This window comes from Streptomyces lacaronensis, from assembly GCF_047337785.1.
Classification (GTDB): Bacteria; Actinomycetota; Actinomycetes; order Streptomycetales; family Streptomycetaceae; genus Streptomyces; species Streptomyces lycopersici.
Genome location: NZ_JBLHDK010000003.1, coordinates 2,529,590 through 2,544,419, shown reverse-complemented (window position 1 = coordinate 2,544,419; position 14,830 = coordinate 2,529,590). Strand labels below are relative to the sequence as shown.

Below are 14,830 nucleotides of genomic sequence, written 5' to 3'. Positions count from 1 at the left end.
ACGACCCCACCCCCGCCCAGGCCCCCGAAGGCCGTACCGTCCTGCTGCGCGGAGGTGAGGTCCACAGCCCCGCCGATCCATTCGCGACCGCGATGGTCGTCGAGCGCGGCACCATCGCCTGGGTCGGCTCCGAAGGGGCCGCGGACGGCTTCGCGGACGGTGTCGACGAGGTCATCCAGCTGGACGGGGCACTGGTGACGCCCGCCTTCACCGATGCGCATGTGCACACCACCGCGACCGGGCTCGCCCTCACCGGACTCGATCTCACCGGCGCCCGTACGCTCGCCGACGCGCTGGAGCTGGTGCGCGCCCACGCCGCCGCCCACCCCGCCGACCGGGTGCTGCTCGGCCATGGCTGGGACGCCGCCCGCTGGCCCGAGGGGCGGCCGCCCTCCCGGGCCGAGCTGGACCGGGCGACCGGCGGCCGACCCCTGTATCTCACCCGAATCGATGTGCACTCCGCCGTCGTCACCACCGCGCTGCTCGACCTCGTCCCCGGCGTGTCGGAACTGGCCGGGCACCACCCCGACACGCCGCTGACCGGCGCCGCCCACCACGCCGTACGCGCCGCCGCCCACGCGGTCATCACCGAGCGGCAGCGCGCCGACGCCCAGCGGGCCGCCCTCGCCCGCGCCGCTTCGCTCGGCATCGGCACCCTCCACGAATGCGCCGGGCCCGACATCTCCTCCGAGGACGACCTCACCGGGCTGCTCGAGCTCGCCGCCGGGGAGCCGGGGCCGCGGGTGTACGGCTACTGGGCCGAGGCCGCGAGCGGCGCCTCCGACCTGGACAAGGTGCGCGACCTCGGCGCCATCGGCGCGGCGGGCGACCTCTTCGTCGACGGGGCGCTCGGCTCACACACGGCGTGTCTCCACCGGCCCTACGCCGACACGCCGCACACCGGCGCCGCCTACCTGGACGCGGCGGCCGTCGCCGCCCATGTCACCGCCTGCACCGAGGCCGGGATCCAGGCCGGTTTCCACGCCATCGGCGACGCCGCCGTCACCGCCGTCGTCGAGGGCGTACGGGCCGCCGCCGACACGGTCGGGCTCGCCCGCGTCCGCGCCGCCCGCCACCGCGTCGAACACGCCGAGATGCTCACCCCCGAGACCATCGCGGCCTTCGCCGACCTCGGCCTCACCGCCTCCGTACAGCCCGCCTTCGACGCCCTGTGGGGCGGCGAGGACGGCATGTACGCCCAGCGGCTCGGCCCCGAGCGGGCCCGCACCCTCAACCCCTACGCGGCGCTGCTGCGCGCCGGAGTGCCTCTGGCGCTCGGCTCCGACAGCCCCGTCACCCCGCTCGACCCCTGGGGCACCGTGCGCGCCGCCGCCTTCCACCGCACCCCGGAGCACCGGATCTCCGTCCGCGCCGCCTTCACCGCCCACACCCGCGGCGGCTGGCGGGCCGTCGGACGGGACGACGCGGGCGTGCTGGCGCCCGGCGCGCCCGCCGACTACGCGATCTGGCGGACCGGTGAACTCGTCGTGCAGGTGCCCGACACGCGGGTCGCCGGATGGTCCACCGATCCCCGCTCCGGCACCCCCGGTCTGCCCGACCTCACTCCCGGCGGTCAACTGCCCGTCTGCGTGCGCACGGTGGTGGGCGGACGCACCGTCCACCTCCGGCCGGACGAGTGACGCCCGGGTGCCCCGTACCGCCGAACGATGAGCCCCCGGCCTGTCGTGGCATCTGAACACCGTCCGTACTGACCTGGTCATTTGAGGAAACGGCGCAGGTCATGTGGCTGTTGACAGGGTGCGGTCGGTGGCCGGTAGGTTCGGCCTCGTCCACCACAGGACGCCCGACCGGGGAATCTTCACGCAGTCGTCGAACGCCGCTGGGCCAGAGGGAGACGCGCCGCCGTGGTGCGCCACCACTGGGAGCCAGGTCCAGTGCACGGGGGCGAGGGAGGGATCGCCGGGTCGGCAGGTGCGACCCGGGAGGGGCCCGGACGCTCAGTAGACAACGGCTCTCGGTCGATCCGCAGCCAGCGGGTCCCAGGTCGGCCCGAAGGGCGTCGGGCCCCCACTCCGCACGCGCACACCGGCGGCCCGCCCCCCGACGCGGGGGCGGGGCCGCCGCCGGGGGAGGGAACCCCCGTCACGGCCGAAGCGTTTCTCCACCCCGAGGTCACAATCCGCACCTCGGGACCACTTTCGCGCGCCCGCGTTATACGGTCACTTCACCACAGCACGACCTGTAGGAAGGCCGCACCGTGCCATCGGGTTCCGACACCACCGCCGAAGCCGCCCCCACCGGGCCGGACGCAGACCGACCGGGTCAGCGGACGACCGGCTCCGCCGCCACGCCGCCCACGGAGGGCGCCGATGGCGCTGAGGGCGGTGACGCCGTGGGGGGACGTGAGCCCGTCGAGGGCCGTGACGCCGTCGGGGGCCGTGACGCCGTCGAGGGCGGCGAATCCGGCGCGACCGGGTCTGCCGCGCCTGGGGCCGCCCGCCCCGGTGCCGCCGCGTCCGGTGCCGGCGCATCCGGTGCCGCCTCCAGCGCCCCCGGGGCCGCTTCCGCCCCCACAGCCGTCTCCGCGCCGTCCCCCGAGGCGTCCGCCGCGTCGTCCGCCGGGGAGCGGCGGCCCGGCCGGCTGCGCCGCCTCGGCCTGCTCGCCCGCCGGGAGGCACGGCGCAGCGCCCTCGCGGCGGTCAGCGGGCTCGCGCTCGGCCTCGCCTTCCCGCCGTTCGGGGTGTGGCCGCTGTCCCTGGTGGCCGTCGCCGCCCTGGCCCTGCTCACCCACGGCCGGACCGCCCGCCAGGGCGCCTGGACGGGCTTCGCCTTCGGGGTGCCGTTCTTCCTGCTGCTGCTGAAGTGGCTCAGCGTGGTGGGCTGGGACGCGGTGGTGGGCCTGTCCGTCATCGAGGCGGCCTTCCTCGCGCTGATGGGGGCGGGCCTGGCCCTGGTCTCCCGGCTGCCCGTACCGGCCCTGTGGCCGCTGTGGACGGCCTGTCTGTGGGTCGCCGAGGAGTGGGCCCGCGACCGCGTGCCCTTCGGTGGCTTCCCCTGGGGCCGGCTGGCCTTCGCCAACACCGGCTCGCCCTACACCCCGCTCGCCGCGCTCGGCGGCGCTCCGCTGGTCACCTTCGGCGTCGCCCTGACGGGCGGGGCGCTGGCCGGTGCCGCGCTCACCCTGTGGCGGCTGCGCGGCGCCGGGGGCTTCTCGCCGCGCCGCGCCCTGCCCGCCGCCGGGGCCGTGGCCGTCGCGGCCGCCGTGACGGCCGCCGGATTCGCGGTGCCGATCCCCACCGCCGCCGACGACTCGGTCGACATCGCCGTCGTCCAGGGCAATGTGCAGCAGCCCGGTATGGACTTCCTGGGCCGCCCGATGATGATCCTCGACAACCATGTGAAGGCCACCCTGAACCTGGCGAAGGACGTCAGGGCGGGCCGGATCGCCAAGCCCGATCTCGTCATATGGCCGGAAAACGCCTCCGACCTCGATCCCTTCGAGTATCGGGAGGCATACGCCCGGATCGACGAGGCCGTGAAGTCGATCGGCGTTCCGGTGCTGGTCGGCGCCCTGGTCGACCATCCGACCAAACGGGGTTATGTGGAGAACCAGGGCATCGTCTGGGACCCGAAGAGCGGCCCCGGCGCCTCGTACACCAAGCAGCACCCGGTGCCCTTCGGCGAGTACGTCCCCTTCCGCCAGGAGCTCAGCAAGGTCATCACCCGGCTGCAGCGGGTGCCCCGCGACTTCTACCCCGGCGACCACACCGGTGTGCTGAACGTCGGCCCGGCGCGGCTCGGTGACGTGATCTGCTTCGAGGTCGCCTACGACGAGATCGTGCGCGACACGGTCAACGCGGGCGCCCGGGCGATCGTCGTCCAGACCAACAACGCCACCTATGGACGCAGCGGCCAGCCCGAGCAGCAGCTGGTCATGTCCAAGCTGAGGGCGATCGAACACGGTCGGCCGGTGATCACCGCGGCCACCAGCGGGATCAGCGCCGTGGTCTCCCCGGATGGCACGATCGAGCAGCGGACGAAAGAATTCACGCAAGATGTGCTCACCGCGCGCATCCCGCTGCGTGACGGCAAGACCCTGGCCGACCGCGTCGGTGCGACCCCCGAGTGGGTGCTCGCTATGGTGGGCGTTCTGTCCTGCGCGGCCGCGATCATGATCGGCCGTCGGGGACGTACGGACAAGAAGGGGCAGTAGCCGTGAGCGACGCACGCGAGGCCGAGGAGCCTGGCACCAAGGCCGACGAGCCGAGCGCGAAGGCCGAGGAGACCGGCGCCGAGGCCGAGGAGCCGCGCCGTAGCAACGAGGGCCAGGACGACGGTGGCCGGCGGAAGTACGGTCCGCTCGGTACGACCTTGGTGATCATCCCGACCTACAACGAGGCGGAGAACATCAAGCCGATCGTCGCGCGGGTCCGGGAGTCGGTTCCGGACGCGCACATCCTCGTCGCGGACGACAACAGCCCGGACGGCACGGGCAAGGTCGCCGATGAGCTGGCTGCCGAGGACGACCACGTCAAGGTCTTGCACCGCAAGGGCAAGGAGGGCCTGGGCGCCGCCTATCTGGCCGGATTCCGCTGGGGCATCGAGCACGGCTACGGCGTGCTGGTGGAGATGGACGCCGACGGCTCCCACCAGCCCGAGGAGTTGCCCCGGCTGCTCACCGCGCTCAAGGGCGCGGATCTGGTGATCGGCTCCCGCTGGGTGCCCGGCGGCCGCATCGTCAACTGGCCCAAGTCCCGCGAGTTCATCTCCCGGGGCGGCAGCACCTACTCCCGTCTGCTCCTCGACGTCCCGATCCGCGACATGACGGCGGGCTACCGGGCGTTCCGCAAGGAGACGCTCGAGGGCATCGGCATGGACGAAGTCGCCTCCCAGGGCTACTGCTTCCAGATCGACCTGGCCTGGCGGGCCATCAAGGCGGGCTTCCACGTCATCGAGGTCCCGGTCACCTTCATCGAACGCGAGCGCGGCGAGAGCAAGATGAGCCGCGACATCGTCACGGAGGCGGCCTGGCGGGTGATGTCCTGGGGTGTGGGCTCGCGGGTCAACAAGGTGCTGGGCCGCAAGGATTCCAGGGAGTCCTAGGCCCGGACCCCGGGCCCGGTTCTCCGAAACCCCGGACTCCGGGCCCGGTTCTCCGAACCCCGCGACCGGGCGACGCTCCGCTCGGAGTAGTCCCGCGAGCGATGTTCCGCCCCGTACCGGACACTTGAGGCGGAAGGAGGCGGAACATGGCCAAAGCGACCGCCAAGAGCGGGAAGACGCCGGGGCGCCGCATGGCGGCCCGCGGGGGCGCCAAGTCGGGCGGCATGGAGACGCGGACCAAGGAGGATCTGTACCGCGAGGCCCAGAAGGCGGGCATCGAGGGCAGATCCCAGATGTCCAAGAGCCAGCTGATCTCGGCACTGCGCCACCGCTGACCGCTGACCCATGGGACCGGGCGCGCCCCGGTCCCGGCGGCTCAGCGGACCCCCGGGACGGTCAACACCGTGAGCAGCGCCGTCCCGGCGATCAGCCAGGCGACGTAGTCGCCGATATGCCCGGACTGCAGTCGTCGTACGGGCGCGAGTAGCGCGGCCGTCCCGGTGTGGACCGGCCGCCGTACCGCCAGTGTGGCCAGGGTGATGGCGAGGGCCGCGGAGAGCAGCCCGAGCAGGATCCCGGTCAGCTGCCAGTGCGGTGGCGGATGCGCCGGGGCGGCCGCGGCGGGTCCGTCGAGGACCGTCCGACGGTAGCCGCCGGAGTCGGTGAACAGCGCCCCGGCCCGGCCGACCGCGGACCAGACGGCCGGGATCACCCCGAGCGCCAGCGACGCGGCCAGCAGCGCGGCGGGCACCGCCAGGAGTGGCACCGGGATGCGCCCGAGGCGGCCCGCGGTCTCGGGCTCCTCCTCGCCGGTGGTCTCCGGGCCGCCCTCCTCCTCCTCGTCCCGGGGCCGCCGGCCCACTCCGCCGAAGATCCGCAGCCCGGCGCGCAGCACCGCGCCCCCGGTCACCGCCGACACCAGCACGTAGAGCGCGGGCAGCCATACGGCGGTGTGCCCCGCGGCCTCCTCCGCGGCGGCCTTGCCGAGCCCGGAGCCGAACGGCGGCAGCCCGCACAGGCCCAGCCCGCTTAACCCGAACAGCGCGCCGACCACCGGCAGCTCCCGGGCCCGGCCGAACAGCTCGTACTCATCCACGGTCGCGTACCGGTCCAGCAGTACCCCGGCGCAGGCGAAGAGCGACGCCTTCACACCCGCGTGGCCCAGCACATACAGCGCCGTGCCCGAGATGCCCTCCGGGGTCAGCACGGCGACGCCGATCAGGAACAGCCCGGTGTGGGCCACGGTCGAGAACGCCAGCAGCCGTTTGAGATGGCGCTGCTGCCAGCACATCACCGCGCCCAGCAGCGCCGTGAGGACGCCCAGCACCAGCAGGGCGCGGGTGAAATCGGGGTGGGAGAGCCCGCCGGGCCCGGAGAAGACCGTCCAGTAGACCCGGGCGACCCCGTAGACACCGAGCTCCACCATCACCCCGGACAGCAGCATGCACACCGGCGTCGGCGCGACCGCGTGTGCGTCGGGCAGCCAGAAGTGGAACGGAACGGCGGCCGCCTTCACCAGCAGTCCGGTCGTCACCAGGACGAACGCGGTGAGCACCAGCCCGTCCGGCCCGTCGGTGTCCAGCCTCCGCCCGATCTGGGCGAACCCCAGCTCCCCGGTGCGCGCGTACAGCAGTGTGATGCCCAGCAAGGTGACGTAGCCGCCGAGGGAGTTCACCACCCCGAAGGCCAGCGCGCCCTGTAGCGGTTTGGGCTCCTCGACACGGAAGCCGGTCAGCGCGTAGGCGGCCGCGCCCATCAGCTCGAAGAAGACGAAGGCGTTGAACAGGTCGCCGGTCAGCGCGAAACCGCACATGCCCGCCTGGAACACCAGGACCAGCGCGGGGAAGGAGCCGGTGTGACGGCGCGGCGGCTCCTCGAAGTAGCGCCAGGAGTAGACGAGGACGGCGACGACGAGCAGCGAGACCAGCGCCGCGAGCCCGGCCCCCAGCGGATCGCCGACCAGTACGATGCCCACCCGCTGCCAGCCGCCCACCCACTCCACCGGATATGTCCCCGGTCCGGGATGACCGGCCCGGAACAGCACCAGGAGCGCCATGGCGGCGGTGGCGGCGGCGAAGGCGCAGCCCACGATGTCGGAGACGAGCCGGGGCAGCCGCCGTCCGGTGGCCACCAGCACGGCCGCGCCCAGCAGCGGCACCGCCACCACCAGGGGCAGCAGTCGTGCGGTGTCCACCCGGTCAGCCCTTCAGCTCGGACAGGGCGTCCGGGTCGACCGTGCCATGGCGTTTGCGGAGCTGGACGACGAGCGCGAGCAGCAGCGCGGTCACGGTCGCGCCGACCACGATGTCGGTGAGGGTGAGCGCCTGGACGACCGGGTCGACCACGCGGCTGTCCGTGGGCGCGTCGGCGAAGACCGGGGCGGTGCCGCCGTTCCGGTAGCCGACGGCGAGCAGCAGCACATAGGTGGAGGTCTGGGTGACGGCCAGGCATCCCACGGCATGGATGAGGTCCCGGCTGGTCACCAGCCCGTACACACCGATCAGAAAGATCCATCCGGCGACCAGATACGGCAGGACCGTCACGCTGGCTCCCTCTCGTCGTCTCCGTTGCCCCCGCTGTCTCCTGTGTCCCGCGGGCTCCCGTCGTCTTCCCCGGGCTCCTCGATCTCCACCGCCTGGTCCAGGAATCGGGCCAGCAGGACCACGATCCCGCTGGTGACCTCCAGACCGACGGCCGCGTTGAGCACCATCGCCGTGCCGCCGGAGGACAGGGTCGCGAGGGTGCCGAAGGGCAGGACGTTGGTCAGGAACGCCGCCCCCGCGAGGACGGCCGCGAGCCCGGTGATCACGTACGCCGCCTCCCCGGCGGCCTCACCGATCTCGTAGAGGGTCAGCGGGCGGACCCGCTCCAGGGCCCGGTAGTCGGCGGCGATGTAGAGCAGATGCAGCGCGGTGGCGGTGACCACCCCGCCCTGGAAGCCGCCGCCCGGGCTGATCTGGCCGTGCGCGATCACATAGAGGCCCACCAGCAGCGCGAACGGCAGCGTCAGCAGCGCGAACCGGCGTACCGGGGGACGGACCGTGGCGGGCTCGGGGTCCTTACGGCGCTCGTCCCGGGCCTGGCGGAGCAGCACCACGGTGCCGGTGACGGCCGAGAAGAGGATGGTCTCCTCGCCGAGTGTGTCGAAGGCGCGCAGATCGAAGTTGACGGACGCGATGACATTGGCCGTGTGATGGCTCAGGGCGGCGTGCACGGCCCGGGCGCCGTACGGATGGGGGACGGTGCCGAACGCCGGCAGGTCGGAGCAGGCCGCGGCGAACAGCGCGGCGAACCCGGCGGCGCCCACCAGGAAGACCCACAGCCGGACCCGGGAGCTCATCGCTTCCGGCCCGCCGGCTTGTCCATGCCGTCGCCGCCGCTCCCCGGGCGGCGCCGCACCTTGCGCACGGTCAGCAGGATCATCAGTGGCGTCACCGCGGAGCCGACGGCGAGCTGCGAGAGCGCGACGTCCGGCGCCTGGAGGAAGGTGAACAGCAGGGCCAGCGTCAGCCCGAGGAAGGACAGCACCAGCGCCTGCCGCACCGGGTCCCGGTTGAGCACGGCGGCGGTGGCGGCGCCCGCGACCAGCAGCAGCGCCACGGCGATCAGCACATCGGTCATGCCGTGACGCCCCCCTTACCGCCGCGGCCGCTGGTCACCACGCTGCCCGCGATCAGCAGCGCGCCGATCAGCAGCAGCTTCACCATGGCCCGGCCGGGCCCGGTCGCCACGCACAGCGGCAGCACCGTGGCGGGCACCCCCACCAGCGCCGTCCAGCGCACCAGCCGGGAGTCGGGCAGGACGTCCAGGAAGCGGGCGTAGATCAGCGTTCCGGTGGGGCCGAGCACGCTCACCACCAGCGCCACATCGTTGTACGAGGTCCGGTGGAAGCCCTGCGCCGCCAGCAGCAGCACCAGACCGGCCAGCAGTGAGGTGAGGTTCTGGCCGATCAGCCGGTCCTTCGGCGAGCCGTGGGCGATCCGCCACAGCACCGGTACGAGCGCGAGCAGCGGCACCAGCGCCGCCGCCAGCCAGCCGTCGGAGGTGCTCAACGGTCCGTCACCGCCCGGCGCCCGGCACGCGCGAGCATGGCGGCGGCCAGCGCGGCGGCCGACCCGGCCAGGAGCTCCAGGGGGTCCACGGTGCTGATCAGCACCAGCCAGGTCCCGGTCAGCGCCGCCCACCACACGAGGACCTCCAGCACAGCCGTCATTCGACACCTCCGTCGGCGGCGGGTACCCGGCCCGCCGCCGCCGATACCTCGCGTTTTCGCGGATTCCGCCCGTTCTCCTCAAGGACTCCTGGACTCATCGGGACCCCTCGCGCGTTGGAACCGGTGAGATCCCCTCGATCCCCTTGGCCATGCGACCCGCGCTCCGCATCGGTCACGGGCCCCGGCACACTTGGAGGCATGATGACCGGCGCATCGCAGCAGAGCGACCCGACCCGCCCGAAGCGCTCACGCGCCCGCACCTTCGTACCGCTGGGGATCGCCGCCTGGCTGGTGCTGGAGATCTGGCTGCTGACCCTGGTGGCGGACGTCGCCGGCGGGCTGACCGTCTTCCTGCTGCTGGTCGCGGGCGTGGTGGTGGGCGGGGCCGTGGTCAAGCGCGGTGGCCGCCGGGCGTGGCAGAGCCTGGCCGGGTCGATGCGGCCGGACGCCGAGGAGCCCGCCGCGCGGCCGGGAAGCTCCTTCACGATGCTCGGCGGGCTGCTGCTCATGGTGCCGGGGCTGATCTCGGACGTGGCCGCGCTGGTGTGCCTGTTCCCGCCGACCCGGGCGCTGCTGCGGCGCCGCGCGGAGAGCGCGCTGTCGCGCCGGATGGGCTTTGTCCCCGGATCGCCGTCCGACCCGTTCCGCCAGGCCCGTGAGCAGTGGGAGCGCCGGGACGGGCAGGAGCGCCCGGAGCAGGGCACCGTCATCCAGGGCGAGGTGATACGGGACGGGGACGACCGGGGCCGGGACGGCGACGGAGAGCCGGGCCCCGGGCTGCGGCCGCGCGACTGAGCCACGGCCCAGCCGCCGCGAAGGGCGCACAAGGGCCGGGGCCACTGCTCGGCAGTGGCCCCGGCCCTTGTGCTTCAGTTGTTATCTCAAGTCTGCCGCTCGGTTCAGGCAGACTTACGGGTGTCCCGCGGATGCACGGCGATGTTCATGGCACCGGAGCGCAGAACCGCCAGCCGTTCGGCCAGCACCTCCTCCAGCTCCTCGCGGGTGCGCCGCTCCATGAGCATGTCCCAATGCGTGCGCGCGGGCTTGCCCTTCTTCTCCTCTGGACCGTCGCCGTCGACAAGGAGTGCCATGGCGCCGCACGCCTTGCACTCCCACTCCGGCGGGATCTCCGCCTCTACCGAGAACGGCATCTCGAATCGATGGCCGTTCTGGCATGCGTACTCCACCGCCTGGCGCGGGGCCAGATCGATGCCGCGGTCGGTCTCGTAGCTGGTCACCACGAGTCGCGTGCCGCGAAGAGCTCGCTCACTCATGAATCGTGCCTCCCGGGCTTGTCGCCCACAGGACAGGTGTCGCTGTCGTCGTCATCCGGTCAACGTCCGGTCGGCGGTGAAGATTCCCGTATTGGGACATGCGTCGCCCGTCGTGCCGCCCCGTTGTTCTACCCACAGGCGCCCGGTTTGTCACATCTGGCAGCAGATGTCACCCAGCGTTTCTGGTACTTTAGCGCGCAGTAACGGTCCGCCTGGTAGGCCAAGGGCGTACACTACCGCCCCGACGGCCCCAGCCCTAAATCAGGTCCCGGACCTGGGTCTCGGCGCCGCCGCGCGCCACGATCCCAGAGCCCGTCCCGGCGGGTGCGGGAATCGCGAAGACACGCAGGAAGAACTGCGACAGCGGCCCGATGGCCAGCGCGAACAGTACCGTGCCCACCCCCACCGAGCCGCCCAGCACGAAGCCGGTGGCCAGCACCGCCAGCTCGATCCCGGTCCGCACCAGCCGGATCGACCACCCGGTGCGCCGGTGCAGCCCCGTCATCAGCCCGTCCCGCGGGCCCGGCCCGAACCGCGCCGAAATGTAGAGCCCGGTGGCCGCCCCGCACAGCACGATCGCGAAGAGCAGCAGCGGAATCCGCACCGCCGGCGCCTCCGGCTCCGGTGTCAGCCACAGTGTGCCGTCCATCACAGGCCCGATCACCAGCACGTTCGACACGGTGCCAAGACCCGGCCGCTGGCGCAGCGGGAGCCACAGCAGCAGCGCGGCGACGCCGACGACGACCGTCACCGTGCCGATCGACAGCGAGGTGTGCTCGGAGACGCCCTGGTGGAAGGCGTCCCACGGGTCGAGACCGAGCGTGGCACGCAACTGGAGCCCCATGGACACGCCGTAGAGCACCAGCCCCACGTAGAGCTGGGCGAGGCGGCGTGGAAGGCGGCGGCGTGGAAGGTCGGACAACGCGTGCTCCTGGTGTGAGTGGCCTGCGGCATGTCACTCTGGGGCCTGGAACCAGTCCAGTTCCACGGCCAATCTCCGAAAGGTGGACCGCATTCGATGAGTCCATGGACGTCCGCTGTCGGGGCACCCCAACTGGCCCGGCTGCTCGGGTCACAGCACACCCGCGACGGCGTGGCCGCCGGGGCCGCGGCCTCACTGACCGGGGGCCGCCGCGTCCCCGCCTACCGCTCCCTCGCCGACGGCGTACGGCTGCTCATCCTGGAGGGCCGGGTCCCGGTCGCGGCCCGCCTCCCCGCCGAGCGCGAGCTCGCCGCGGCGCTCGCGGTCAGCCGTACCACCGTCGCCGCCGCCTACGAGGCGCTGCGCGGCGAGGGGTTCCTGGAGTCCCGGCGCGGCGCCGGGAGCTGGACCGCCATGCCCGCCGGAAGCCCGCTGCCCACTCGGGGGCTCGATCCGCTCCCGCCCGAGGCCGCGGCCTCCGTGATCGACCTCGGCTGTGCCGCGCTGCCCGCCCCCGAGCCCTGGCTCACCCGCGCCATGCGCGGAGCCCTGGACGAACTGCCGCCCTACGCCCACACCCACGGCGACTACCCCGCCGGGCTGCCCGCCCTGCGCCAGGCGCTCGCCGACCGCTACACCGCCCGCGGCATACCGACCATGCCCGAGCAGATCATGGTCACCACCGGCGCCATGGGGGCCGTCGCCGCCGCCTGCCGGCTGATGGTCCGGCCCGGGGAGCGGGTCGCCGTCGAATCGCCCAGTTACGCCAACATCCTCCAGCTGATGCGCGAGGCGGGCGCCCGGCTCGTCCCCGTCGCCATGGCCGACCGGCTCGCGGGCTGGGACATCCCCTCCTGGCGCCAGGTGCTCAGCGCCGCCGCGCCCCGGCTGGCCTACGTCGTCGCCGACTTCCACAACCCCACCGGCGCACTCGCCACCGAGGACCAGCGCCGCCAGCTCGTCGACGCCGCCCGCTCCGCCGGAACGGTCCTGATCGCCGACGAGACCATGGCCGAGCTGCGCCTGGACGACGAGGTGGAGCTGCCCCGGCCCGTCTGTGCCTTCGACCCGGCGGGCAGCACCGTGATCACCGTCGGCTCGGCGAGCAAGACCTTCTGGGCGGGGCTGCGGATCGGCTGGGTGCGTGCCGCGCCCGATGTCATCCGCAGCCTGGTCGCCGCCCGCGCCTACGCGGACCTGGGCACCCCGGTCATCGAACAGCTCGCCGTCGCCTGGCTGCTGAACACCGGCGGCTGGGAGGAGGCCATCGAGATCCGCCGGGAGCTCGCGCGCGGCAACCGCGACGCGCTCGTCGACGCCCTCCGGCGCCATCTGCCCGACTGGGAGTTCACCGTCCCGCACGGCGGGCTCACCCTCTGGGCCCGCACCGGCGGCCTCTCCGGCTCGCGCATCGCCGAGGCGGGCGCCCGGCTGGGGGTCCGGGTGCCGTCGGGGCCCCGCTTCGGGGTGGACGGCGCGTTCGAGGGGTACGTACGGCTGCCGTTCACGGTCGGGGGAGCGGTCGCCGAGAAGGCCGCCACCCGGCTGGCCTCGGCCGCCGACCTGGTGGCCACGGGCGCCACGATCGAGGCGGAGGCGCCGCGGACGTATGTGGCCTGACTCGCTGTAAGGCGCCGTGGCCGTGACGTTGGCCCGACCCGCCGTGACCCGCCCCGGTGCGGCAGCCCTACGGGGCCTCGGTGGCTAAGCCCCGACGGGTGCCGGGGCCGGGGGCGCCGCCGGGTCCGGGGCCGGGAGCAGCCGGAGCACCGCCTGCCGCTCGGCCTCGCCGGCCGCCTCGTCGTACGGATCGGGCGTGGCCGGCACCTGGAGGCGGTGCACCGGGCCCGCGCCGAGACGGGCATAGCCGCGGCCCGGAGGCATCTCGGGCGTCGGCGTGGTGCGCGGCGGCGCCCCGAGGACGGCCGTGATCTGCTCGGACGAGACCGGGCCCAGCACCACCCGGGCCCGGGTATGGCTCCGTACGGCCTCGCTCAGCGCCTCCGCGGCGTCCAGCTGATCGGCCACCACCACCCGTACGTTCGCCGCCCGTCCGTGCCGCAGCGGCACGGCCAGCAGGTCCTGTGGATCGGTACGGCCGTCCGCCGCCGCGAGATGGCTCATCACCGACGGCCGGTCCAGCAGGATCCACAGCGGGCGCTGGATGTCCTCAGGCGGCGCGTGCCGCAGCTGGCGGGCGCGGTTGGCCGCGATCAGCCGGCGCTCGGTCTCATGGCCCGCCCACTCCAGCGTGGCCAGCACCCCGGCCGGCCCGCACTCCACGGCCAGCACCCCCGTGCGTCCGCTCAGACACGCGTACTCGCCGGTGCCGCCGCCGTCCACCACCAGCACCTCGCCGTGGGGCAGCGCCTGTAGCGCGATCGAGCGCAGCAGGGTCGTGGTGCCGCTGCCGGGCTGGCCGAGCGCGAGCAGATGCGGTTCGGTCGAGCGAGGGCCGGTGCGCCAGACCACCGGCGGTACGTCATGGGTCTCCGGCCCGTCCCCTGCCGCCTCCTTGAGCCCGACCTCCCCCGTACCCCCCGTACCCTCCGTGCTCCCCTCGCCTTCCTCGCCCTCCCCGCACGTCTCCGGCCCCGTCAGCACCGGAAGCGTCCGCTGCACCGACGAGGGGTCGGTGAAGCCCAGCACCGTCTCCCCGGGCGCGGTGACGAAGCGCTGGGCGTGGATCGCGGTGGACAGGGCGGGCAGCACGGTCAGGGTGAGGTTGTTGGCCTCCTCGTCCCACTCGAACAGATATTCACGGCCGCGTCCCGACTTCGCGTACAGCAGCTGCTCGATCCGGGTGCGGGCCGCGGGCTCGCCATCGGTGAAGTACGCCGGGTAGTGGAGGCGCAGCCGGGTGAGCCGTCCGCTCTCGTCGAAGGCGAAGGAGTCGAACGCCTCGGACCAGTCGCCGCCATGGCTGTAGAGCGGGCTGGGGTCCTCGGAGGCGGAGAAGTACGGCACCAGCGCCTCGTAGAGCGTGCGCAGCCGCTCGGTCCCGTCGGCGGGCGTCTCCGATGCGGCGCCGGCGCGCCCCCGCCCGGCCCAGCCCGCCGCGCCGATCAGGCTGATCGCCGCGGCCAGTGGCCCGTACGGCACCAGGAAGAGGACGAAGCCGCAGGCGACCACGAGGGTGAACACCGGTCCGCGGCGGTCGCCCGGCAGCTCCATCCACTTGCGCCGCCCGGCGGCGGCGAGCACGCGCAACCCGCGCGAGAGCGCGACCAGCGGCTGGAGCACATCGGCGACGCCGTCGGCAGTGCTGCGGGCGAACGCCCGGCCGCGGCCGGGCGGGACGAGCGGGGTGCCCCCGGCGCTGCCGGGGCGGAGGCGGGGGAGCGGTCTCCGGCCCAC

The 14,830-nt window shown here is 73.6% G+C and carries 15 protein-coding genes; 6 read left to right on the top strand and 9 right to left on the bottom strand.

Going from position 1 to position 14,830, the window contains the following annotated elements:
• The first annotated feature begins 92 nt into the window (after positions 1-92).
• From ACMTAK_RS11035 to ACMTAK_RS11020, 4 genes are all read left to right on the top strand, one after another.
• Entirely contained in the window at positions 93-1,640 is a 1,548-nt protein-coding gene (locus ACMTAK_RS11035; RefSeq protein ID WP_413812855.1) for an amidohydrolase, read from the top strand.
• A 578-nt stretch (positions 1,641-2,218) separates the two neighbouring features.
• Positions 2,219-4,174: an apolipoprotein N-acyltransferase gene (gene lnt / locus ACMTAK_RS11030; protein ID WP_413806046.1), complete on the top strand. Its 1,956-nt coding sequence runs from the start codon at positions 2,219-2,221 to the stop codon at positions 4,172-4,174.
• A gap of 158 nt (positions 4,175-4,332) precedes the next feature.
• Positions 4,333-5,064 (top strand): polyprenol monophosphomannose synthase, encoded by a 732-nt coding sequence (locus tag ACMTAK_RS11025; RefSeq protein WP_413812854.1) that lies wholly within the window; start codon positions 4,333-4,335, stop codon positions 5,062-5,064.
• A 146-nt stretch (positions 5,065-5,210) separates the two neighbouring features.
• Positions 5,211-5,399: a rho termination factor gene (locus ACMTAK_RS11020; protein WP_413806045.1), complete on the top strand. Its 189-nt coding sequence runs from the start codon at positions 5,211-5,213 to the stop codon at positions 5,397-5,399.
• A gap of 41 nt (positions 5,400-5,440) precedes the next feature.
• Here ACMTAK_RS11020 and ACMTAK_RS11015 read toward each other — a convergent pair whose 3' ends face one another.
• Genes ACMTAK_RS11015 through ACMTAK_RS10990 form a run of 6 tightly spaced genes read right to left on the bottom strand, consistent with a single transcriptional unit; the run spans position 5,441 to position 9,277 of the window.
• Positions 5,441-7,258, bottom strand: coding sequence for a complex I subunit 5 family protein (locus tag ACMTAK_RS11015; protein ID WP_413806044.1), 1,818 nt, complete (start codon positions 7,256-7,258; stop codon positions 5,441-5,443).
• 4 nt (positions 7,259-7,262) lie between these two features.
• Positions 7,263-7,607: a sodium:proton antiporter gene (locus ACMTAK_RS11010; protein WP_413806043.1), complete on the bottom strand. Its 345-nt coding sequence runs from the start codon at positions 7,605-7,607 to the stop codon at positions 7,263-7,265.
• Positions 7,604-8,404: an MnhB domain-containing protein gene (locus ACMTAK_RS11005; protein ID WP_413806042.1), complete on the bottom strand. Its 801-nt coding sequence runs from the start codon at positions 8,402-8,404 to the stop codon at positions 7,604-7,606. Before ACMTAK_RS11005 ends, ACMTAK_RS11010 begins: the two co-directional genes overlap by 4 nt.
• Complete coding sequence (locus tag ACMTAK_RS11000; protein WP_413806041.1) at positions 8,401-8,685, bottom strand: Na(+)/H(+) antiporter subunit B; 285 nt, start codon at positions 8,683-8,685, stop codon at positions 8,401-8,403. Before ACMTAK_RS11000 ends, ACMTAK_RS11005 begins: the two co-directional genes overlap by 4 nt.
• Positions 8,682-9,116: an MrpF/PhaF family protein gene (locus tag ACMTAK_RS10995; protein WP_413806040.1), complete on the bottom strand. Its 435-nt coding sequence runs from the start codon at positions 9,114-9,116 to the stop codon at positions 8,682-8,684. Before ACMTAK_RS10995 ends, ACMTAK_RS11000 begins: the two co-directional genes overlap by 4 nt.
• Positions 9,113-9,277 (bottom strand): hypothetical protein, encoded by a 165-nt coding sequence (locus tag ACMTAK_RS10990; RefSeq protein ID WP_413806039.1) that lies wholly within the window; start codon positions 9,275-9,277, stop codon positions 9,113-9,115. Before ACMTAK_RS10990 ends, ACMTAK_RS10995 begins: the two co-directional genes overlap by 4 nt.
• A gap of 198 nt (positions 9,278-9,475) precedes the next feature.
• On the opposite strand from ACMTAK_RS10990, the gene fxsA reads away from it, so the two are divergent.
• Positions 9,476-10,072 (top strand): FxsA family membrane protein, encoded by a 597-nt coding sequence (gene fxsA, locus ACMTAK_RS10985; RefSeq protein WP_413806038.1) that lies wholly within the window; start codon positions 9,476-9,478, stop codon positions 10,070-10,072.
• A gap of 104 nt (positions 10,073-10,176) precedes the next feature.
• Here fxsA and ACMTAK_RS10980 read toward each other — a convergent pair whose 3' ends face one another.
• Entirely contained in the window at positions 10,177-10,551 is a 375-nt protein-coding gene (locus ACMTAK_RS10980; RefSeq protein ID WP_014056358.1) for an RNA polymerase-binding protein RbpA, read from the bottom strand.
• Between the two features lie 256 nt (positions 10,552-10,807).
• Entirely contained in the window at positions 10,808-11,473 is a 666-nt protein-coding gene (gene yczE / locus ACMTAK_RS10975; protein ID WP_461773809.1) for a membrane protein YczE, read from the bottom strand.
• 96 nt (positions 11,474-11,569) lie between these two features.
• Between yczE and ACMTAK_RS10970 the strand changes: the two genes are divergently transcribed.
• On the top strand, positions 11,570-13,093 hold the full coding sequence (locus ACMTAK_RS10970; RefSeq protein ID WP_413806037.1) for an SCO1417 family PLP biosynthesis transcription factor: 1,524 nt from the start codon (positions 11,570-11,572) through the stop codon (positions 13,091-13,093).
• Between the two features lie 84 nt (positions 13,094-13,177).
• Here the strand turns inward: ACMTAK_RS10970 and ACMTAK_RS10965 are convergent, their stop codons facing one another.
• Entirely contained in the window at positions 13,178-14,830 is a 1,653-nt protein-coding gene (locus tag ACMTAK_RS10965) for an RraA family protein (RefSeq protein WP_413806036.1), read from the bottom strand.